Here is a 22,740-nt window from a genome sequence, read left to right on the forward strand (position 1 = left end):
CTATAATATTGCTTGAACTGATAACCCAACTGAACAATTTTGCCACAGTTAATTTCTGTTTGCAGGAATTATTCTAGTCCTAGTTTCTGTAATAAATGACTTAAAGTTTCCGGATTATCAAACTGCAGAATAATCCGGCCGCTGCGCTGATTTTTACTTTGTACCTGTACAGGTACAGAAAAACGCTGCTCAAGCGCCGCTTCTATTTGCTGAACTTCACTGCTTTTTTCTGCCGGATGACGTTTAGCAGTCTCCGGTTTAGCCTGAATTTGCTGACAGCGACGCTCAACTTCCCGCACTGACCAGCCATTTTGTACCGCTTTCTGTGCCAGGTCAATCTGCTGGATAACCGGCAAAGTTAATAAAGCTCTGGCATGTCCCATTTCCAGCTGACGGCCATACATCAGGTCCTGAACCGGTTGAGGAAGATTAAGTAAACGGAGACTGTTAGAAATACTGCTGCGGCTGCGACCGACTGCTTTGGCTACTGTATCATGTGTAAGTCCGAATTCATCTACCAGACGTTTCAACCCCTGGGCTTCTTCGATAGGATTCAGGTTCTGCCGCTGGATATTTTCAATCAGCCCCATGGCCAGCGCAGCTTCATCGGTAATGCTTTTGATGACTACAGGTATTTCCTGCAACCCGGCAAGCTGAGCAGCACGCCAGCGACGCTCACCAGCGATAAGTTCGTACTGATGCAGCCCCATTTCACGTACGATTACTGGCTGAATAACACCCTGAGCACGAATTGAATCAGCCAGTTCCTGTAAACCTTCATCATCAATCTGGGTTCGAGGCTGATAACGCCCGGGAATAATATCTGTAACTGCTACTGTTGTTAAACGATCCCCTCCGGTAATATCGCTACCGGAACCAAGCAGGGCATCCAGTCCTGCACCCAAACCTTTTGCTTTTACCATGTATCGCTCTTTAATTTCCGGATTAACACCACATTGTGGCAAAGGCTGTTATTACATAAATACATTTAATTTATGCTTATTAACTGCTTATTTGCTGGTACGCAGCAATACCTCATCAGCAAGTGCCAGATAGGCTCTGGTACCAGTGGCACGAGGATCATATTGCAAGGCCGGCATGCCATGGCTTGGTGCTTCAGCCAGACGTATATTACGCGGAATCGGTGTACTGAACAGCTTATCGGGAAAGTGGGTACCCAGCTGTTCGTCCACCTGTTTTGCCAGCAAACTGCGCGGGTCGTACAGGGTACGGACAATACCTAAAATATCCAGTTGCGGATTGATGGCCTGGCGGATTTTACGAACTGTGGCAATCAGATCAGAAATACCTTCTAGTGCATAATACTCACACAACATGGGTACAATAATGTGCTGTGCTGCAACCAGACCGTTAATGGTTAATAAAGTCAGTGTCGGCGGGCAGTCAATGATAATGTAATCGTACTGGTCTGCCACCTGTGCCAGTGCATTTTTCAGGCGCATTTCCCGCGCCAATTCCTGCACCAGCTCCACCTCAGCACCTGCCAGAGCACGATTAGCAGACAAAACATCAAAGCCGCCATGCTGAGCAGAGGTAATAGCCTGCTGAATAGTTTCATTACCAAGCAACACAGCATAAACTCCGCTGGTTACATTGGCTTTATTAATGCCACTACCAGTCGTGGCATTACCCTGAGGGTCGAGATCAACTATCAGAACTCTGGACTTTTTTTCCACCAGCGAAGCGGCCAGATTAACTACGGTTGTAGTTTTACCTACCCCGCCTTTCTGGTTGGCTACTGCAATAATATGCGCACTCATGCACTTTCTTTCTTGCGTACCAGAACCATATGCCGCTCTGCATCCAGATGCGGTACGCTGAGTTTATCTACCCGGATCAGTTCTGTATTTTCAGGTAACCGTTCAATTTCTTCATAGGGATAAACTCCCTTCATAGCCGCCCAGTAACCGCCTTTTGCCATCAGTTGTTTAGTGATGGTAACAAAATCATTCAATTCAGCAAAAGCCCTGCTGGTAATGACATCGAACTGCTCACCAACCATGGCTTCTACCCGTGCCGTTATAACCTGCACATTACTTAAGCCCAGCTCGATTACTGCCTGTTGCAGGAATGATGTTTTTTTGCTGTTAGCATCAAGCAGGGCGACAGCCAAATCAGGACGTGCTATAGCTACGGGTATGCCCGGCATACCACCGCCGCTGCCTACGTCAATCAGGCCTCTGGCATGCTCTACATAAGGCAAAAGAGTGAGGCTGTCGAGAATATGATGACTGATAACATCCTGATCATTGCGCAGTGCAGTCAGATTGTAGGTACTATTCCATTTTTTCAACAGCTCTACAAAGGCCAGTAATTGTAATTGCTGCGGAACAGTCAGTTCGATATTCATCTGCTGCAAACCTTGTTGCAACATGGTTTTCATGTCATTCATATTTTTTTGCTCCCTCAAAACCCCGTTTCAGATGCACCATCAGTAATGCGACTGCCGCCGGTGTGATACCGGATATACGTGAAGCCTGTCCAACTGTTTCGGGACGAAATTGATTCAGTTTTTGTTGTACCTCTGCGGAAAGGCCTTTTACCAGTGTGTAATCAATGCTGGCCGGTAATTTTAGTTTTTCCAGATTCTGACGGTGGCTGATTTCTTCATTTTGCCGCTCAATATAACCCTGATATTTGGCCTGAATTTCTACCTGCTCAGCCGCATCGGCTTCAAGTACTTCTTGCTGTGCATTAGGTAAAGTCATTAAGTCAACATAGCTAACATTAGGCCGGCGCAGCATATCCAGCAAACTGGATTCTTTACTCAGAGGCTGACCCAGCACTCGCTGCTGATCACTCAGTGGCAGATTCAATGGTGTATACCATGTGTGGCTCATGCGTTGCAGTTCGCGCTCAACTGCTTCCTGTTTTCGCTGAAATATTTGCCATTGCGCATCATTGACCAGACCAACAGCTCGCCCCAGACCAGTCAGACGCATATCAGCATTGTCTTCACGCAATTGCAGACGGTATTCGGCACGACTGGTAAACATGCGGTACGGCTCAGTAACACCTTTAGTAATCAGATCATCCACCAGTACACCTAAATAAGCCTGATCACGTTGCAATACCAGTGGTTCTGCTTCACGAAGATATAATACAGCATTGGCTCCGGCTAGTAAGCCCTGAGCGGCGGCTTCTTCATAACCGGTAGTACCGTTAATCTGTCCGGCAAAAAACAGTCCGGCTATATTTTTGGTTTCGAGACTGGCTTTGAGATTACGCGGATCAAAGTAATCATATTCAATGGCATAACCGGGGCGCAGGATATGTGCGTTCTGCAATCCGGGCATTGAATGCACCAGCTTTAACTGAATATCAAACGGCAGACTGGTAGAAATACCGTTCGGATAATATTCGTGTGTTTTCAGCCCTTCAGGTTCCAGAAAAATCTGATGGCTTTCTTTATCGGCAAAACGATTGATTTTATCTTCTATAGAAGGACAGTAACGTGGACCGACTCCCTCAATTTTACCGGTAAACATCGGGCTGCGGTCGAAACCGCTACGGATAATATCGTGGGTGTGACTATTAGTATGAGTAATCCAGCAGGAAATCTGCTGCGGATGTATCTCCCGGCTGCCACGTACTGAAAATACTGGTGCCGGATTGTCGCCCGGCTGTTCTTTAAGCTGGCTGAAATCAATACTGCGTCCATCAATTCTTGGCGGAGTACCGGTTTTCAGACGTCCCTGCGGTAAATTCAGCTCTTTCAGACAACCTGATAAACGCTGGGCTGCCGGATCTCCGGCACGGCCACCGGCATAGTTTTCCAGACCAATATGAATTTTACCAGCCAGAAAGGTACCAGCCGTCAGCACCACCGCACGACTACGGAATATAACACCCATTGCCGTCATTACTCCGACAGCACGGCCATGTTCCACAACAATATCTTCTACCTGCTGCTGAAATAATTGCAGGTTCGGCTGATTCTCCAGCATGGAACGGATAGCTGCTTTATACAGAATACGGTCGGCCTGTGCCCGTGTTGCACGTACTGCGGGTCCTTTTGATGCATTCAGGCGACGAAATTGAATACCTCCGTAATCAGCAGCCAGTGCCATTGCCCCGCCCAGTGCATCCAGTTCGCGCACCAGATGACCTTTGCCGATGCCGCCAATAGACGGATTACACGACATTTGTCCCAGAGTTTCGATATTGTGGGTAAGTAATAATGTTTGCGCACCCATACGCGCAGCGGCCAAAGCCGCCTCTGTACCGGCATGTCCGCCGCCCACCACAATTACATCGTATTCAATCGGATAATTCATTTGACAACAGTTGATTCCATAGCATTGTTTTTTCAAGAAACAATGCCTGAGCAAAATAGTGCTATTTTACGCGAGCTGTTGCCATTTGTCAGGCATGTAAAAATGCAAAGTGATTTTTCACCCCGGCAGTTATTGCAGTCTGTCTGTTTTAACGGCCGTGCACACCCTGCCATGCGGCATCTAGTCTGGTACCGGCTGCCTGTAATGCAGCATCAGCCTGCTGGCGCTGAACATCAGCCTGATTAAAATCATTTTGCAGACGAGTAACATTATCCTGTGCATTTTTCAGCTGTAACTGCGCCGATTGCAACTGAGTTTGCAATTGCAATGCTTTACTCTGGCTGGCACTTTGTGCTGACAGTGCTGCCTGATAAGCTTTCTGAGCACTGAGTAATTCAACATCGGCAGGAGATTCAGCCCATGCCGTAACCGCCAGACCTAAAATCAACCACAAGCTATATTTTACTTTCATGCCTGCTAACTTTCTTAATCAGAATTAATCTTAATTAGAATTAATGTGCACATACATGCTGATATTGCTGTTCGGAAGCTGAACCACTGGTAATACCCATCGGGCGCAAATCTGTTTCACCAAAATGATCCTGACGAATCAGTTCGCCATGCGCATCCAGCAACTCTACATCAAGTACCCGGAATATTTTACGACTACAGTCAATCTGTGTTGTACTCAGTGCGGTTTTATAAGCCGGTGTGTTACTGTAATACTGCTGTTTAGGGTCGATAACGGTTTTGCGATCGCGGAAAGTAACCAGATTACCCTGGCGTTTAATACTGCCGCTATCAAGCGCATACTGGATATTACCACTGGCGGATACACCAAGCTCAACCCAGCTGCCGCTGGCTTTCGGAACATTGGTGGTAGTACATGCAGCCAGAATAGCACAAACAGCCAAACTGGTTATCAGGTGACGGAAATAAATGATTTTCATGCTAATTCCTTGCAACAGCCATCAGGTAACTGTCGGAAATAAAGGTAAATTGCAGTACAATACCCGTTTCAGATTAAATGTAACAGGTGTTTTGTGACCCATGCCGAGCAAATTTTACACGATGTTTTCGGCTATCCGGAATTTCGAGGACAACAGGCAGAAATTATCGACACAGTAGCCAGCGGTCATAATGCACTGGTACTGATGCCTACCGGCGCGGGCAAGTCTTTATGTTATCAAATTCCGGCATTAATGCGCGATGGTGTCGCTATTGTGATTTCACCACTGATCGCACTGATGCAGGATCAGGTTACAGCTCTGAATGTTAATGGTATTTCTGCTGCCTGTGTACACGGAGGCACCAGTAGTGAAGAGATACAGCGTATTGCTGATGAAATCGCGGCTGAGCATCTGAAGCTATTATATGTAGCACCGGAACGTCTGGTTATGCCGCGTTTTTTACAGTTTTTACACAATACCCGTATTAGCCTGTTTGCGATTGATGAGGCTCATTGTGTCAGCCAGTGGGGACATGATTTTCGTCCTGAATATCAGCAACTGAGCATTCTGGCAGACGAATTTGCCGATATTCCGCGTATTGCCCTTACTGCCACAGCAGATAATGCCACCAGAGCAGATATTCAGCACTATCTGGATTTAACAGACGCACGATTATTTGTTTCCAGCTTTAACCGCCCGAATATTGACTATCAGGTTATTGAAAAAAACAACGGTAAGAAACAGTTATTACAATTCATCCGCAGCCAGATGTCCGGAGAGAATGGTATTGTTTACTGTCTGTCACGCAAGCGTGTGGAAGATATTGCTGCTTTTCTAAGCGAAAACGGTCTGACCGCCCTACCCTATCATGCCGGACTGGACTGGGAAATACGCAGCCGGAATCAGCGCCGCTTCACACAGGAAGATGGCATTATTATCGTAGCAACAGTAGCATTTGGTATGGGTATAGATAAACCGGATGTACGTTTTGTTGCCCATCTTGATATGCCTGCCAGCATTGAACATTTTTATCAGGAATCAGGGCGTGCCGGCCGTGACGGCCTGCCTGCCACCAGCTGGCTGTGTTATGGTCTGAATGACTGGGTACTATTGCGCGAACGGATTGAGCTTGCTGAGCGCGATGAAGCACAAAAACGCATTGATTTACAAAAACTCGATGCCATGCTGGCTTTTTGTGAGACTGCAGACTGCCGCCGCCGGCTATTGCTGCGCTATTTCGGAGAGGAAGGTGAGTCCTGCGGACATTGCGACAACTGCACTGATCCACCCAGCAGATTTGACGGCACTGTACTGGCACAAAAATTACTTTCGTGCGTGTATCGGGTAAAACAGCGTTTTGCTACCGGACATGTGATTGATGTTTTACGCGGTCGCGAATCAGACCTGGTAATACGCTGCGGACACCAGCATTTATCTACTTTCGGTATAGGCAGTGAATTAACAGTTAAAGAGTGGCGTACAGTGGTACGGCAATGTGTTGCATCAGGATATCTGAATGTTGATATAGCCAATCAGGCATTACAGCTTACTGAGCAGGCACGGGCAGTATTAAAAAACCAGCAACAGGTCTGGCTGCGACCATTGAAGCATGATAAAACCCGCAACAATCGCAATACTGATACCTGGCTGCGTACTGAACGCGAAGAACGTCTGTGGCAAACGCTGCGCAACTGGCGTAAAGAACGCGCCAGCAAAAACAATGTACCAGCCTATACCATTTTTGCCGACCGGACATTACAGGATTTAGTCCGGCATCCACCGGCCACACTGGCTGATTTAAACCATATTTATGGATTAGGTGAAAGTAAAATCAGAAATTTCGGTGCAGATATTCTGGCTCTGTGTCGCAAATGGGCGCAATAATAGTCAGAACGTCTCCGCTATTCTGCTCATAAATCATTTATTTTCTCAGTTTTTATAACTTTTATCTTTGCTTATCCGGTCATGATTCTGCCTTTATACCGGTACAGCAAATGGTTTTTCATAACAGGTGATTATCGGCAGAATAACACCTGATTTTGCCTACTTTATGTGCATGAGAATATCCGGTAATACGGGCATTCTGCTGCCGGTATCCTGCTATTATCTGATTGTTATTTTTTATCTGTTTTTTGGTAATTTATCGCATCTATTCCGAGATTCATTTATCCATCTATCTGATTAGTTTGTCCACCTGCTGTGCTTACAACAACTAAAATATTTTTATTCAATCCTATGTCCTCATTATTTTTTAGTCCATTCTTTGTAGATTGGATTAGATCAGTCAATATTTAAGACACAACAATAGTACATTAAAGCTATACTCTGATTTTTTAGAGTATTTTTATGAAGTTTGATATTGGTAATTGGGTAAAATCAGCTCGTTTGAATGCGGATTTAAGTCAGGAAGAATTAGCTTTAGCACTTAATTTATCGGGAAAGGCATCAGTATCTGCATGGGAAACTAATAAAAATGGTGTGTCATTTGATGTAATGGTAAAAATCTCAAATTTATGTGGATATCCACTTCCATATATTGAACCAGACAATACTAAAATGATCCGTAAATCAAAAAATGGATACATCAGAATAAATTATCTAAATATCTGTAATGATATTGAAGAAAGAAATGTTGAAAATACTGAAATTGAGCCGCTGGAAGCAGAACAGATAATTGAGATACCTGAAGCTTGGGCGAAAGAAAATATAGGGAATAACCTAACATCAATTGCGATAATAAAAGCAAAAGGTGATTCTATGAATCCCACATTAAAGAACGGTGACCTACTATTTATTGATACTACAATTCAATTTTATATGTCTGATGGTATATATGTTTTTTACGTTGATAATGGTTTTAGTATTAAACGATTGCAATTATTATTTGATGGTCAATATCGCGTAATGAATGATAATCAATCAAGATATCCCTCGGAAACAATTACTCGTGGTGATTTGGATAAAATTCATATTTGTGGCAAAGTCGTCGCATATTGGACTATTAATAGGTTATAAAGAAATAATCAATAAAAATAGAAGTTCATATAATTTGGACTTTTGTTTTTTCTTTTATCTCTAATTATCAGACACCTACCATGCTCAAATTTATCTGTTATATAGATTCGCTATCATTACCGATGGCAAACTGTATTGTTTACCCGATTGTCAATTATAAGTATCCCCATCTGATTTAACTTAGGCTACTTGCATAGCAATCATCTGATAATGACAATAAGCATATTACTGAAAATAAAATTATCTAATTCAGACCTGTTACCTTCTAACAGAGATTTCAGACGTGCTGGTTACAGATATCAGCATTTCAGTTGCAGGCAAGAAATGACCATTTTTTACACTTTGTTTTCAATAATATAACCCAATGATTTATCTATAATAAATAGCCATGTCAACCATGAATGATGCGCTATATCAAATAAATGTGAAAAATGCTGCTTTATTCATCATACAAATCCCATATATAGTAAAAAAAAGCGCAACAACAGCATTTAAACACTAAATATAGTATTTTTACATATAAGCACTGTGATCAGACAAATTGTTATTATTTAATAACAATGCAGTAACTGCTGCCGGTTATTACAGGCAGCAGAAGGATAATCAGCATGAAACCCATTGTAATTAAAAGAGATGGTTGTCACGTACCTTTTGATACAGCCCGCATCAAAGAAGCCATACAACAAGCAGCCAAAGCAGTACAGATTAACGATATCAATTATTGCCATCAGGTGGCAGAAAGTGTGGCCGGTCATCTTGCCGAGCGTGAGTATATTGATATTCATGATATCCAGCAGGCTGTTGAAGACCAGTTAATGGCCGGACAGTACAAAGAGCTGGCCCGTGCATATATTGAATATCGCCATTCCCGCGATGTGGCACGTGAATCACGCAGTCGTCTAAATCGTGAAATTCAGGGTCTGGTTGAACAAACCAACTTTAGTCTGCTCAATGAAAACGCCAACAAAGACAGTAAAGTTATTCCGACACAGCGCGATTTACTGGCCGGCATTGTCGCCAAACACTACGCTCAACAGCACCTGCTTCCACGCGATGTGGTACTGGCACATGAACGGGGTGAAATCCATTACCACGATCTGGATTATGCGCCTTTTTTCCCGATGTTTAACTGCATGCTGATTGATCTGAAAGGCATGCTGACTAACGGTTTTAAAATGGGTAATGCCGAAATCGAGCAGCCGAAATCAATTGCCACTGCCACTGCGGTAACCGCACAGATCATTGCTCAGGTAGCCAGCCATATTTATGGCGGCAGCACCATCAACCGTATTGATGAAGTACTGGCTCCCTTTGTTCGTGCCAGCTACAACAAACATCTGGCAGTAGCAACTGAATGGCAGATTGCCAATGCAAACGAGTATGCGCGTGCACGTACTGAAAAAGAGTGTTATGACGCCTTTCAGTCACTGGAATATGAAGTCAATACGCTGCATACGGCCAATGGTCAGACTCCTTTTGTAACCTTTGGCTTTGGTCTGGGCACAAGCTGGGAAAGCCGGCTGATACAAACCGCTATTTTACGCAATCGCCTCGCAGGCCTTGGTAAAAATGGCAAAACAGCCGTTTTTCCCAAACTGGTATTCAGCATAAAAGATGGTATTAATCACAAAGCCGGTGATATTAACTACGACATTAAACAGCTGGCTCTGGAATGTGCTTCCAAACGTATGTATCCGGATATTCTTAACTATGATCAGGTTGTCGCTGTTACCGGTTCCTTCAAAACTCCGATGGGCTGCCGCAGCTTCCTTGGTGTCTATGAAGAAAACGGGGAGCAAATCCATGAAGGACGAAACAATCTGGGGGTTATCAGCCTGAATCTTCCCCGTATCGCCATAGAAGCCAGATATGATGAAACACGCTTCTGGCAGTTACTGGATGAACGTCTGCAACTGTGCCGCAAAGCACTGATGACACGCATTGCCCGTTTTGAAAATGTCAAAGCCAGAGTGGCTCCGATTCTGTATATGGAGGGTGCCTGCGGGGTACGTCTGAATGCTGATGATTCAGTAGCTCAAATATTCAAAAACGGCCGCGCCTCAATTTCACTGGGCTATATCGGTCTGCACGAAACCATTAATGCCCTGTATGGTACTGAAAAACATGTTTTTGATAGCGAAACCCTGCGCGAGAAAGCCATTGCTATCGTACAAAAACTGCGTGACACTGCCGACCGCTGGAAAGCCGAAACTGGTTATGGTTTCAGCCTGTACAGCACACCCAGTGAAAACCTGTGTGATCGCTTCTGCCGGCTTGATACTGCCGAATTCGGGGTTATCGATGGTGTGACCGATAAAGGTTACTATACCAACAGCTTCCATCTGGATGTTGAGAAAAAGGTTAATCCTTACGATAAAATCGATTTTGAAGCACCCTATCCGAAAATGGCCAGTGGCGGTTTTATCTGCTACGGGGAATATCCGAATTTACAGCACAATCTTAAAGCATTAGAGGACGTGTGGGACTACAGCTACCGATACGTTCCCTATTACGGAACCAATACTCCGATCGATGAATGCTACGACTGTGGATTCAGCGGTGAATTTTCCTGTACCAGCAAAGGTTTTGTCTGCCCGAAATGCGGCAATCATGATCCTGCACGGGTATCCGTTACCAGACGTGTATGCGGTTATCTGGGCAGTCCGGATTCCCGCCCGTTTAATGCCGGCAAACAGGAAGAGGTTAAACGACGGGTCAAACACCTTGGTCAGCAATGTGGTGCACTGTAAGTATGAATTATCATCAGTATTATCCGGTTGATGTTGTCAACGGTCCCGGAACCCGCTGTACGTTGTTCGTAGCCGGCTGTGAGCACAAATGCCGGGGCTGCTATAACGCCACCACATGGCGGACAGATTCCGGTAAGCCATTTGACCAGCAGATGGAAGACCTGATTATCAGCGACCTTAACGACAAACGTATTGTGCGTCAGGGTCTGTCGCTCACCGGCGGGGATCCGCTGCACCCGCATAACCTGAATGCCATCCTGAAACTTGTCAGACGGGTACGGCAGGAAACCGAACATAAAGACATCTGGTTATGGACAGGCTACACACTGGCAGAGTTATCACCGGCGCAAATGCAGGTTGTAAATGAAATCAACACCCTTATCGACGGTAAATTCATACAGGAACTGAAAGATCCGGCGTTAGTCTGGCGCGGCAGCAGTAACCAGCAGATTCATTATCTGCATCCGGTATAATTCAACCATTTAGCACCATTGTAGTTAACAGATTAATTCTGCATAACAGCAATGGTGCTTCTTTACCCCTTGCTGCCAGAAAATTTTTCTAATAAACCAGTCAGTTATTTTACTCGCTTGTTCTCAGACTGCCCGAAATGGCCGGAATGGCATAAAATTCGCATATTGCAAGTAAAATTCTGGGATAATTTACCTTTAATATTCTGGTTTAAACAATCAAAACACATTCGTCTTAGTGCTGCCAAATCACCAGAGCAGCACAAATTTACTCAATTAAACCGTAGACAACACTACCTGCATCTATTCTGAGCATATTGGTGGTCAATTAATAGTGACATACGGTTTTATTTACCCGGATACACATGGACAATACCAATGAGCATAATTGATGTAACTGACAGACGCGCCGAAACTCAGGCAATGCTGGATAAAGCAGATCTATTGTTTGACCGCAGAACCTGTGAAACCAGGTTGGAGCAAATGGCTGCGGACATCACTGCAGCATTAAGTGATAAATACCCGCTGGTATTACCAGTGATGGGTGGTGCAGTTGTTTTCACCGGAAAATTACTGCCATTACTGCGTTTTCCGCTGGATTTTGATTACATCCATATTTCCCGCTACGGTGATAAACTTAAAGGTGGTAATTATCAGTGGCTGCGTGCCCCGCAGAATGCGGTAGTCGGACGCCACATTCTGGTATTGGATGATATTTTGGATGAAGGACATACACTGGCAGCTGTAAAAAAACAGATACTGGAAATGGGTGCAGCCAGCTGTTCTACAGCTGTTTTTGCCAACAAACTGATTGGCAAAGAAAAGCCAATTATGGCTGATTTTGTCGGACTGGATGTTCCCAATCGTTATGTTTTCGGGTATGGCATGGATGCTGAAGGTAAATGGCGTAATCTGGACGAAATTTACGCTCTGGCTGAGTAATCGTCAATAACAGTATTATTGTATGCAGGTCATGGTTATCTACACCGTGGCCACTTGCTCATTCTTAGATTTTCCGGTTTTGAAATACATATAACATAATCAAATTTAATTCCATCATTATCATTAATAAAATCACGTACACTCAAAGCTATAGCATTAAAACTGTATCTAAATCATTAATATATCTACTACATTAAATGATCATTTTTGAAATACAGCAAACTGTTTTAAATCTGCTTTAAAATATATTTTTTATAAAAAATAAAGAATTAATGCGGCATTAAGTTAATTCATGTTCAAATTTAAATAACAGCCATACAGCACTAATAAAAATGTTAATATCATAATATATCAGCATACATAGTATATATATACTAAATATACATACAAAATAATATGTTATATTTTATTAAATAGTTTTTTTAATGATTACAATAAAAAAATAAAATATTACATTAACTACTGATTATATTATTTAATTAACACATTCTTGACAAATTTAATTACTCACCAGTATGATGCCTATACCGTATTAAATAGTACGGTCAGCTCTGGAAGGCTGTTTTATCAGACAGATAAACCATTAATATTTCTATTATGGTTTTTTCATATTCTGTTTACCGAGTCATTGGCATACCTTTTCGATGGTAGACAATGGCAGGGAGGCTTTATGCCTGCCGGTTCTGATTAACGGTCTTCCAGCCTTGCCATTCTTCTGCCGCCAGATGCGTCTGGAAGCGCATAGCGGTTTGATTAGAATAATCAGGAAAGGCAGTGTTTATGACTATTTTTGTGGCGGACAGCCGCCATTTGGAAGCGTATATGTTACGCCTGTTTCCGCCAGCGATGGCCCCAATTACCAATAAGCAGGTTTTACCAGAGTTTTGTCATATTAATTTGCGTGAAAACAACACCTTTGGTTCTGATATACACTCATTTATCAGATATAAACTGAAATGCCCTAAAAAAGTAATTATTTACTCAGCCAAGCCTGACAGCAAAGTTAATTGAGTATTATAATCAGTAATGAGATAGTTAGTTCTTATAATATATTATATTTATTGCATTTAGTATATTTTTGTATTAATAGCTACAATTATCTGATTGTAGAAAGGGGATAAAGAAATGTTGCAAAAAAAGGATTGCCTAAAAATTTAAGATAATGTCCGCACAGACTTATTGATTCCGGTCATTATCTATCAGCTAGTTTGTTTGTCTATGTTTCCTGGTTCTTTAGCTTTTTAAGGGGCAGAACCAGGCTTTTTACATTCTGGACTATCGTTTTTACCGCTATATCGCCAGCATCTCTTATCGCCTCATCGCTTTATGTCCCTCATCACGTAATTGCAATATTTTCTTACCTTCTGCTTTAGCCTGTACCATCTTTCCCGCTTTAACCAGATTATTGGTTTTATCAATTTCTGCAATCAATTTATCCATCTCAGCATAGTATGCTCTCAATTTTGGATTATTCGGTGCAGCATTTTCCAGACCGGAAGGTTTTTTTGCTTTAGCGGCCACGGCAGCAGCACGCATACTGGCCAGAGCTTTACTGGCATCTGCGACTGTTTGCGCTGAATTAAAACGCGCATAACTCATATTAATAGCACTCATATAAATGTTTACGCCATTCGCCTGAACAGTCATCACTGATAATATCAGTGATAATAACAATATCCCTGCAGAGAGAAATTTTTTGGTTACCATCTGTCTTTCCTGTTCTTCAGTTAATCCTAAACATTTTATATATAAAACAGCGCAGAGTTTGATAATACCGTATCAAGTAAATGACAAGCTTTGCACCTGAATCAGCTTACGTAAAAAGTGATCACAGCGTTCAAGCTGCTCCAGTTCTATATATTCATCAGCCTTATGAGCCACTGTAATGCTACCGGGACCGCATACAACAGTATTGATACCACTATTCTGAAACTGGCCGCCTTCAGTCGCATAGGCCACTTTGGCCTGCTGTTTATTATCCACTAGTTGAGTAATCAATGCATGCAGCTGCTGATTATTTGCGTCATTTAAAGCAGGTACCTGTACATTATGAGTTAGCTTAATTGATGCTTCCGGTACCACTGCCTGCATAGCGGGTAAAAGGGTCGTTGCAATATATTGCCGAATCGGTTCAGTCAGCTCTTCTACCGTCATATGCGGCAAATTACGATAATCAAATTCAAAGGTACAAGAATCCGGCACAATATTAATAGCAGTACCGCCACGAATCAGGCCGGTTGAAACAGTAGCAAACGGGACATCAAAAGCATGATCCAAATCAGCCCGCTGTTGTAATTGCTGAGCCAGCTGGTTGATAAACACAATCAGACGGGCTGCATATTCAATTGCATTCACACCATCAGGCGTGAGCGAAGAGTGAGCATTTTTACCATGTACTTCACAACAGAAAGTATGAATCCCTTTGTGGGCTACTACCATTTGCATGGATGTAGGTTCACCAACAATACAGGATTGCGGCTGCAAACCTCTTTTTTCCAGCTCAGCCAGCATCACCGGTGCACCGAGACAGCCGATTTCTTCATCAAAAGACAAAGCAATATGTAATGGGACTTTCAGCTTTGCCTTCTGCATGTCCGGAACCGCAGCCAGTACACTGGCAATAAAACCTTTCATGTCACTACTGCCACGACCATATACGCGACCATCGCGTATATTTGCTGCAAACGGATCTGATAACCATTTTTGCCCGTCTACCGGCACAACATCAGTATGACCGGAAAGTACTATCCCGCCAGAAGTACTGCCATCAGCAGCCGGGATAGTGACAAACAGATTGGCTTTATCCCCCTTTTCATTATGTGCCAGCCATGGCGACAGTTTACGGCTCTCCAGATAATCGGCCACATAATTAATCAAGGCCAGATTACTCTGACGGCTGGTGGTATCAAAAGCAATCAGCTGACATAACCAGCTAAGTGTATCCACGGCAAATCTCCGGTTAACTCTGGTTAAACCATAGCATATTTTATGCCTTTAGCGTAACCAATACATAAAACAAAATCCTCTTCGACGCTGATAATAGCTACAATAGCTATTTATGGAAAGGTATAACAGATGAAACAGCAATTTGACTTAGCCGGACATCCGCATGTTGCATTATGTGATCTGCTTAAACTGGCCGGACTGGCAGAAAGTGGCGGCAGAGCTAAACAATTGATTGCCGAAGGTAAAGTACTGCGCAATCAGCAGCCCGAAACCCGTAAAACCGCGAAAATCGTTGCCGGAGACAATATCCGGCTGGGTGACAGTGAAATCAATGTCATTAATAGTGAGTTATGAGCGCACCGGAATTATTAACTCCGCCAATACCACCGGAAGACTGGGAATGCTGCAATAGTGACTGTGGCGATGCTTGTGTCTGGCAAATTTATTACCGCGAAAAAGCTGCATATGAAGCGATGCAGGCACAGTTGTCCACATTATCTTGTAATAACGAAAAAAGCTCATGAGTATTGATTTACATTGTCATTCCACGGTTTCTGATGGCGCACTGACGCCGGCCGAAGTTGTCCTGCGTGCTTCTGCTAATGGTTGCACATTGCTGGCATTAACAGACCATGACCATACCGGTGGTCTGGCTGCTGCGCATGCACAGGCCAAGCAGTCAGGAATCACTTTGATTAATGGGGTGGAAATCTCAGTAAGCTGGCGCGGACGCACTATACATATTGTCGGTCTGAATATATCTCGGGAAGATGAAGTATTACAAACTTTACTCGGACGTCTTCGCAGCGGCCGTTTACAACGTTTACAGGCCATTGCCGATAAGCTGGCTAAAAAAGGAATTAGTGATGCTTATGAAGGCACACTGGCACTTGCTACGAATATAGATATGGTGACACGTACGCATATTGCTGATTTTTTAGTCCAGTCCGGCCATGTGAATAAAAAAGCTGATGCATTTCGCAAATATCTGGGTGACGGTAAATCCTGCAGTGTTAAACATCAGTGGGCAGAACTGGCTGAGGTTGTTACTGCTATCCGGCATGCTGGCGGGATTGCGGTTATTGCACATCCAATGCGCTATGAGCTGTCTGCTACTGCACGCCGCAATCTGTTCAGTGATTTTAAGGCTTGTGGTGGCGAAGCGATTGAAGTGCATAGTGGGCGTTCTAATCTGAACGATAGACTGAACTATGCCTTACTGGCGCAACAGTTCGATTTTTTAGCCAGTTGTGGCAGTGATTTTCATCGTGATGGTGATTTTGGTGGTGGCCTGCTTGGCTGCTGTCCTGAACTACCACCTATCTGCAAGCCGGTATGGGATCATTTAACTGATTAACCGCATTATCTCTGATAGATTTTAAATCAAACCAGGTATTTCAAGTTTGTTTCAGTCATAAACCAATCACAAAATGTTTGATTACAATATGCCAATTTATTATAAAAGGCTTAGTTATTGTTTTTTGTATATTCTGTGCTTATACAGAATATTTTTACATTTAAATATGTCAAAATCATATAAATAAATTCAGATAATAAGAATCAAACAGTAAATCAAATTTTTATTGCCTTTACTGTAATAGCCAGTATGACCGGGAGAGTAAGATATATTCGGAAATCCGCTATAAAAAATAATATTAAATGTCTATCAATTCTGCTGAAAAACCGTACAGTCTTATTACTTACCAGATATGCATGCTTACGTCGTTTTTAATGTTAATGAATAATTGGTCTATTACAGATAAATTTATTTTATTTATATATTATTAATAGTGTTGTTTAATAGGCATTATCATCTTATAAAATGTAAAATATATCTACATATACAATACCTTAATAGCAAATTATCTACAAAATAAAATAAGATTTAAAAAATAAATAAAGTAACCGTATTAGACCTACCTTATTTTAAATTTGTGTTTTTCTATCGATTTCTTTTTTAACAAAAAATTATTAATCGCTTTTCTGAACTTATTCAAGTCAATATAAAGGAAATAAAAAATGAGCACTCAGATCTCTGATATTCAATCAGAGGCGTTAAATTTTATCCGCCCCCTGAACAGACTGGAAAGTGGTATGGCAAATTTGCATACTAATTTTTCAGGAACAACACAATTTACTTTAATTCTGGAGGTTGAAGGTAAACTGGAACCGAGCAGAGTAGAACAGGCTTTACAAATCATCCAAAAGCAATATGAGGCACTGGCATCCAAAATTCTTCTACAGGAAAGTCAATGGCATCTGGTTAAATCCTCTTTATCTTTTCCCATAATATTCACCGTCATTACCGTACCGGAATTACCCTCGAATGATACCCGCTGTTTTGATGAATTGCTGGAAAGAGAGGTAAATGATCCGTTAGATATCCATCAGCAATTATGCAGATTGACCATGCTGAATCAGGATAATTTTAATCGCCATTTACTGATACTGACACTGGCTCACGTCATTGCAGACGCCACAGCCGGTCTGAAGATTTTTTCTGAAATATTACGTCTGTCTGCACAAAATTTTTCTGATAAAACTATTGACCGAAATATATCCCCGGAAAATGCAGGTTTTAGTTTTGCAAATAAAACAGGACACAGTTATTCTGATTATCAACAAGCTGTAAAAATGTGGAGTAATCCTGCCAGGGAAATCCAAACAGCAAGCTATACGGCCATAATTGAAGCAGAAACTGTTGAAAAATTAAGCTCTATAGCAAGCAGACATAATCTGACCATGAATTCATTATTGACTGCCCTGATTCAGCAGACCAATACAGATTTTTTTAAGCTGGATTCGTTTCCCATATTAACTGCGATTAACTGTCATCCTATACTCAACATAGAAGACAGCTTTACCTGCTTAATTCAGCAGGCAATAACCACCATTTCCGGAGATATTTACACCAGTGCACAGCAAATTAAACAAGATATTCTGGATGCCAAAGCAACAGTTGCAGCAAATAAAATGCTGTCACCGATAACGTTACAAAATCTGCAAAAAGATTTGGTTTTTATATATACCAATAATGGCCGGATTAACAAAATAACCGTACCGCCAAACTTCAAGCTGCATAACTTTCGTACCGGAGCCAATATGAACAGCGGCACTCTGACTGCCACCTTTCATCTGGCTTTTCTTAATGGCTGCCTGATACTTTGCCTTTCTTATTACACCAAAATATTACAACGTAAAATTATCAGCCAGTTGATGGAAAGAATTGCCAGACAGCTAACAAATTTCGCCATAAAAGAGTATTGAGCATTTTAAAAATCAATAAATTAAATGCTCAAAATATAGCTGCAATTGCTGCATTTGGCTTGGAAAATCCTTGTTTTAAAGATAATGAATACGCTATTAGCATTTGCTAATGAGGAAACCAGGCATTTCGGGCTGATTTTTATGCTTGCACATCAGTCAGCGCCACTATCGATATATTAAGTTTGATAGTGGCGCTTTCCGGTTAATAATTTTAGTTATACATACAAATATACTATCCATACTGGCATACAAATAAAATTCATTAAAATATCAATATAAATCAGATTTTTATACTCATAATATTTATTCTGCACAGCTTTTTTGGTCTCATATTCAGACTACCAGACTGGCAATTAAGAATCTGACAATTGATTTATTGCTGCAATCCAGTTATGTTAGCCGAATACATGTGCTTATTAATTCAGAGGATAGAGTATGAAATCTCGTGCCGCAGTTGCCTTTGCTCCGGGAGAAGCACTACAAATTGTTGAAGTAGACGTTGCACCGCCCAAGGCTGGTGAAGTACTGGTAAAGATTACCCATACCGGTGTTTGCCATACTGATGCATTTACTCTGTCGGGCAATGATCCTGAAGGTGTATTTCCGGTTATTCTGGGGCACGAAGGTGCCGGTATTGTGGTAGAAGTCGGTGAAGGCGTCACTTCTGTCAAACCCGGTGATCATGTTATTCCCTTGTATACCGCCGAATGCGGAAAGTGTTTGTTTTGCCGTTCGGGTAAAACCAACCTGTGTACCGCAGTAAGAGCAACACAGGGTAAGGGGCTGATGCCTGACGGCACAACACGTTTTTCCTATCAGGGAAAACCAATTTACCATTATATGGGTTGTTCAACTTTCAGCGAATATACTGTCGTGGCAGAGGTCTCTCTGGCTAAAATCAATCCTGAAGCCAGACATGATCAGGTTTGTCTGCTAGGCTGCGGAGTCACTACCGGTATTGGTGCAGTACACAATACTGCTAAAGTACAGGCAGGTGATACTGTTGCCGTATTCGGGCTGGGTGGTATCGGGCTGGCTGTAGTACAGGGGGCACGACAGGCCGGAGCCGGACGAATTATTGCTGTTGATACCAATCCGGCTAAATTTGCCCTTGCCAGACATTTTGGTGCCACAGAATGTATTAATCCGAACGATTATCAGGAACCTATACAACAGGTAATTATTGGTCTGACTGAATGGGGCGTAGATCATAGTTTTGAGTGTATCGGTAATGTAGAAGTGATGCGTGCTGCTTTGGAATGCGCTCATCGGGGCTGGGGACAAAGCATTATTATCGGTGTCGCCGGTGCCGGTCAGGAAATAGCCACACGCCCTTTTCAGCTGGTTACCGGACGGGTATGGAAAGGATCTGCTTTCGGTGGGGTTAAAGGACGCTCACAACTGCCGCAGATGGTGGAAGAAGCCATGCAGGGTAAAATCGAGTTGACACCATTTATTACTCATACATTGCCGCTGACTGATATTAACCAGGCATTCGAGCTGATGCATACCGGCGAATCAATTCGTACAGTCATTTATTATTAATGATATGCGTATGTGCATACACATTATTAATGTAATTGCCTGTATTTCATCATGTTATAAACTCAATACGGATCCTTTAAAATGGCTGAAATTACTCTCCTGACCACCCATAAACTGTTTAACGGCGAACAACGACGTTACCGGCATTACAGTCACTCCAATCAATGTGACATGACATTTTCTGTCTATCTTCCGTCACGTGCCTTACAAGGCTACCGGCTGCCTGTACTGTATTGTCTGAGCGGGCTCACCTGTACTGATGAAAATTTTTCGATGAAAAGTGGTGCACAGCGTTTTGCTGCTGAATGGGGTATTGTTCTGGTTATGCCGGATACCAGTCCGCGCGGTACTGATGTAGCTGATGCAGATGTTCACTATCTGGGACAGGGAGCCGGTTTTTATCTTAATGCTACCCTGCAGCCATGGGCTCAGCATTACCAGATGTATGATTATGTGGTCACAGAACTGCCCGAACTTATCGAAAAACATTTTTCGGTCAACGAACAGCGTAGTTTATGCGGCCACAGTATGGGTGGTCATGGTGCGCTGATGATTGCCCTGAAAAACCCTCAGCGCTACGTTGCTGTATCGGCATTTGCTCCTATCGCCCATCCGGTAGCCGGATCATGGAGTCAGGCAGCATTCTCAACCTATCTGGGAACCAATCAGCAAGACTGGGCTGCATATGACAGTACCGAACTGATCAGCCGGTATCCGTTTTCATTACCAGTTCTTATCGATCAGGGAAGCGGGGATGAATACTATCCTGAGCAATTAAATCCACAGGATTTCGTTCAGGCAGCCAAAGCCAAAGGCATTAACATTCGGTATCATCTGCGTGAAAACTATGATCACAGCTATTATTTTGTCAGTACATTTATAGAAAGCCACATCAGCTTTCATGCCGAAGCATTCGGACTATAAATCACCAGACCAGTTAATTAACAGCTAAGCTTCAATCACGGATTCGCGCGCAAACGTTTTTTCGCAGTAATGACAGCATAAACGGGTTTCGCCATGGCTCACCCGAACAGAAAAATGGCTCTTTACCGGTTCTCCATGGCTGGCACAATTGCTGTTCGGACAACGAAACACTTCACTGATACTTTCCGGCAAAGTCAGTGTACGTTTGCGTACTACCCGAAAATTTTCAATATCATTAACTGTAGCCTGCGGCGCGAACAAAGCCAAACGGTTAGCCGCAGCATCATCAAGATACTGACCGGAAATTTTAATAATATCCTTGCTGCCGGTGGATTTACTGCTCAGATTAAACCCTACCGTAACCGCATCACCGGAATGCAGCAATTTAAACTGGCGCAAAATAGTCAGCCCCTGCCCTACCGGGATGTGATCAATCACAGTACCATCTTTTATTGCCTCAACACTCAGTCTGGTCTGATTCATCATTGTTTATCCTTTTGCTCCAACTATATCAATATGTTCATTCAGAATCGCCGCCAGAATAGCCTGCCGCGCATACATACCATTATTGGCCTGCTGAAAATAATAAGCATGAATACTGTCATCAACATCTGCATGGATTTCATCCACACGCGGTAAAGGATGCAAAATACGCATATTCGGTTTAGCCTGTCCGAGCATAGCCGCACACAAATTAAAATGACCACTGATTCTGGCAAACTCCTGTTCATCGAACCGCTCACGCTGAATACGGGTCATATACAAAATATCAGCCCAGGCCAACGCTTCTTCGAGACTGCCGGAAGTCCGGTAATGTACGCCATTATCATCCAGTTGCTCACAAATATAAGCAGGCATTGCCAGAGTTGGCGGAGACACAAAAATAAATTCACACCCCCAGCGACTGAGAGCCTGCGCCAGTGAATGTACAGTACGGCCATATTTCAAATCACCAACTAAAGCAATTTTAAGATTCTGTAAATGCCCCTGCGTTTCATAAATGGTGACTAAATCCAGCAATGTCTGCGACGGATGCTGATTCGTACCGTCTCCTGCATTAATAACTGGCACCCGGGCAAATTCACTGACTACCCGGGCTGCACCATCTTTCGGATGACGCATTACAATTGCATCTGCATAATTACTGATAATTCTAGCGGTATCAGCAAGCGTTTCTCCCTTCTTGGCACTGGTATTGGCACCATCAGCAAAACCAATAACCTTACCGCCCAGCCGCTGGATAGCAGTTTCAAATGACAAACGGGTTCGTGTAGACGGTTCAAAAAAACACGAACCAATTAAACGTCCGTCTAATAAATCAGCCTGAGGCTGCTGTTTTAACTGTAAAGCGAGCGCCAGCAAAAATTCCAGCTGCGCAGTAGATAAATCATTAATAGAAATGAAATGTTGCCGATACAGCGGATTAGCCATAATTTAACCTTCAGCATTTATCAATAGGCACAAAAAAACCCGTCTTCAAACGGGTAATATTTTACGGAAATTAGCTGTACTGATGTAATACTTGTTCCAGACAATCTTGAACATCTGCTGCCAGTATCTGCATCACGCTATCATTCCCGTAATAATAAATTAATACAAATTATCGCATAAACAGCGCAATGATAAAAGCTGG

At 42.8% G+C, this 22,740-nt stretch carries 23 protein-coding genes; 13 read left to right on the forward strand and 10 right to left on the reverse strand.

Annotated features, from left to right (window positions below):
• Positions 1–68 precede the first annotated feature (68 nt).
• The 6 genes from GYY70_RS10845 to GYY70_RS10870 all read right to left on the reverse strand — a co-directional run bounded on the left by GYY70_RS10845 (position 69) and on the right by GYY70_RS10870 (position 5,248).
• The gene (locus GYY70_RS10845; RefSeq protein ID WP_084548191.1) at positions 69–923 is read right to left on the reverse strand and encodes a ParB/RepB/Spo0J family partition protein; all 855 of its coding nucleotides are present in this window, start codon (positions 921–923) and stop codon (positions 69–71) included.
• A gap of 87 nt (positions 924–1,010) precedes the next feature.
• Positions 1,011–1,781 (reverse strand): ParA family protein, encoded by a 771-nt coding sequence (locus tag GYY70_RS10850; RefSeq protein WP_174832367.1) that lies wholly within the window; start codon positions 1,779–1,781, stop codon positions 1,011–1,013.
• The gene (rsmG, locus tag GYY70_RS10855) at positions 1,778–2,413 is read right to left on the reverse strand and encodes a 16S rRNA (guanine(527)-N(7))-methyltransferase RsmG (protein WP_025331631.1); all 636 of its coding nucleotides are present in this window, start codon (positions 2,411–2,413) and stop codon (positions 1,778–1,780) included. The genes GYY70_RS10850 and rsmG overlap by 4 nt, the downstream gene beginning before the upstream one ends.
• Complete coding sequence (gene mnmG, locus GYY70_RS10860) at positions 2,406–4,298, reverse strand: tRNA uridine-5-carboxymethylaminomethyl(34) synthesis enzyme MnmG (protein ID WP_174832368.1); 1,893 nt, start codon at positions 4,296–4,298, stop codon at positions 2,406–2,408. Before mnmG ends, rsmG begins: the two co-directional genes overlap by 8 nt.
• Before the next feature lie 148 nt (positions 4,299–4,446).
• Positions 4,447–4,770: a hypothetical protein gene (locus GYY70_RS10865; protein ID WP_025331633.1), complete on the reverse strand. Its 324-nt coding sequence runs from the start codon at positions 4,768–4,770 to the stop codon at positions 4,447–4,449.
• A gap of 40 nt (positions 4,771–4,810) precedes the next feature.
• A complete protein-coding gene (locus GYY70_RS10870; RefSeq protein ID WP_037394744.1) occupies positions 4,811–5,248 on the reverse strand; it encodes a surface-adhesin E family protein in 438 nt (145 codons plus the stop codon).
• Positions 5,249–5,341: 93 nt separating this feature from the next.
• Here GYY70_RS10870 and recQ point away from each other — a divergent pair, with 93 nt between their 5' ends.
• From recQ to GYY70_RS10905, 7 genes are all read left to right on the forward strand, one after another.
• Entirely contained in the window at positions 5,342–7,132 is a 1,791-nt protein-coding gene (gene recQ, locus GYY70_RS10875; RefSeq protein WP_174832369.1) for a DNA helicase RecQ, read from the forward strand.
• A 462-nt stretch (positions 7,133–7,594) separates the two neighbouring features.
• Positions 7,595–8,263 carry a LexA family transcriptional regulator gene (locus tag GYY70_RS10880; RefSeq protein ID WP_174832370.1) on the forward strand — a complete coding sequence of 223 codons (669 nt, stop codon included), beginning with the start codon at positions 7,595–7,597 and terminating at the stop codon, positions 8,261–8,263.
• 608 nt (positions 8,264–8,871) lie between these two features.
• Entirely contained in the window at positions 8,872–11,013 is a 2,142-nt protein-coding gene (nrdD, locus tag GYY70_RS10885; protein ID WP_174832371.1) for an anaerobic ribonucleoside-triphosphate reductase, read from the forward strand.
• Positions 11,014–11,015: 2 nt separating this feature from the next.
• Entirely contained in the window at positions 11,016–11,486 is a 471-nt protein-coding gene (gene nrdG / locus GYY70_RS10890) for an anaerobic ribonucleoside-triphosphate reductase-activating protein (protein WP_096765836.1), read from the forward strand.
• 381 nt (positions 11,487–11,867) lie between these two features.
• A complete protein-coding gene (locus GYY70_RS10895; protein WP_025331639.1) occupies positions 11,868–12,425 on the forward strand; it encodes a hypoxanthine-guanine phosphoribosyltransferase in 558 nt (185 codons plus the stop codon).
• A 490-nt stretch (positions 12,426–12,915) separates the two neighbouring features.
• Positions 12,916–13,116, forward strand: coding sequence for a hypothetical protein (locus tag GYY70_RS10900; protein WP_174832372.1), 201 nt, complete (start codon positions 12,916–12,918; stop codon positions 13,114–13,116).
• 89 nt (positions 13,117–13,205) lie between these two features.
• Positions 13,206–13,436 carry a hypothetical protein gene (locus GYY70_RS10905; protein ID WP_041880840.1) on the forward strand — a complete coding sequence of 77 codons (231 nt, stop codon included), beginning with the start codon at positions 13,206–13,208 and terminating at the stop codon, positions 13,434–13,436.
• Between the two features lie 297 nt (positions 13,437–13,733).
• Here GYY70_RS10905 and GYY70_RS10910 read toward each other — a convergent pair whose 3' ends face one another.
• Both GYY70_RS10910 and argE read right to left on the reverse strand, forming a co-directional pair.
• Positions 13,734–14,132, reverse strand: a complete 399-nt coding sequence (locus GYY70_RS10910; protein ID WP_174832373.1) for a cytochrome b562 — start codon at positions 14,130–14,132, stop codon at positions 13,734–13,736.
• Positions 14,133–14,204: 72 nt separating this feature from the next.
• Positions 14,205–15,371 (reverse strand): acetylornithine deacetylase, encoded by a 1,167-nt coding sequence (gene argE, locus GYY70_RS10915; RefSeq protein ID WP_174832374.1) that lies wholly within the window; start codon positions 15,369–15,371, stop codon positions 14,205–14,207.
• A gap of 129 nt (positions 15,372–15,500) precedes the next feature.
• Here argE and GYY70_RS10920 point away from each other — a divergent pair, with 129 nt between their 5' ends.
• The 6 genes from GYY70_RS10920 to fghA all read left to right on the forward strand — a co-directional run bounded on the left by GYY70_RS10920 (position 15,501) and on the right by fghA (position 21,107).
• Entirely contained in the window at positions 15,501–15,725 is a 225-nt protein-coding gene (locus tag GYY70_RS10920; protein WP_078475481.1) for an RNA-binding S4 domain-containing protein, read from the forward strand.
• Positions 15,722–15,895: an oxidoreductase-like domain-containing protein gene (locus tag GYY70_RS10925; RefSeq protein WP_174832375.1), complete on the forward strand. Its 174-nt coding sequence runs from the start codon at positions 15,722–15,724 to the stop codon at positions 15,893–15,895. Before GYY70_RS10920 ends, GYY70_RS10925 begins: the two co-directional genes overlap by 4 nt.
• Positions 15,892–16,728, forward strand: a complete 837-nt coding sequence (locus GYY70_RS10930) for a PHP domain-containing protein (protein ID WP_174832376.1) — start codon at positions 15,892–15,894, stop codon at positions 16,726–16,728. The genes GYY70_RS10925 and GYY70_RS10930 overlap by 4 nt, the downstream gene beginning before the upstream one ends.
• A 662-nt stretch (positions 16,729–17,390) precedes the next feature.
• Positions 17,391–18,638, forward strand: coding sequence for a condensation domain-containing protein (locus tag GYY70_RS10935; protein ID WP_174832377.1), 1,248 nt, complete (start codon positions 17,391–17,393; stop codon positions 18,636–18,638).
• A 435-nt stretch (positions 18,639–19,073) separates the two neighbouring features.
• On the forward strand, positions 19,074–20,183 hold the full coding sequence (locus tag GYY70_RS10940) for an S-(hydroxymethyl)glutathione dehydrogenase/class III alcohol dehydrogenase (protein ID WP_078475477.1): 1,110 nt from the start codon (positions 19,074–19,076) through the stop codon (positions 20,181–20,183).
• Between the two features lie 90 nt (positions 20,184–20,273).
• Complete coding sequence (fghA, locus tag GYY70_RS10945; RefSeq protein WP_174832419.1) at positions 20,274–21,107, forward strand: S-formylglutathione hydrolase; 834 nt, start codon at positions 20,274–20,276, stop codon at positions 21,105–21,107.
• Positions 21,108–21,131: 24 nt separating this feature from the next.
• Here the strand turns inward: fghA and pyrI are convergent, their stop codons facing one another.
• Together pyrI and pyrB are read right to left on the reverse strand one after the other, a co-directional pair.
• A complete protein-coding gene (pyrI, locus tag GYY70_RS10950) occupies positions 21,132–21,590 on the reverse strand; it encodes an aspartate carbamoyltransferase regulatory subunit (protein WP_025331648.1) in 459 nt (152 codons plus the stop codon).
• Positions 21,591–21,596: 6 nt separating this feature from the next.
• Complete coding sequence (gene pyrB / locus GYY70_RS10955; RefSeq protein ID WP_025331649.1) at positions 21,597–22,538, reverse strand: aspartate carbamoyltransferase; 942 nt, start codon at positions 22,536–22,538, stop codon at positions 21,597–21,599.
• Positions 22,539–22,740 lie beyond the last annotated feature (202 nt).

It is taken from the genome of Snodgrassella sp. ESL0324 (assembly GCF_013344955.1).
Lineage (GTDB): Bacteria > Pseudomonadota > Gammaproteobacteria > Burkholderiales > Neisseriaceae > Snodgrassella > Snodgrassella alvi.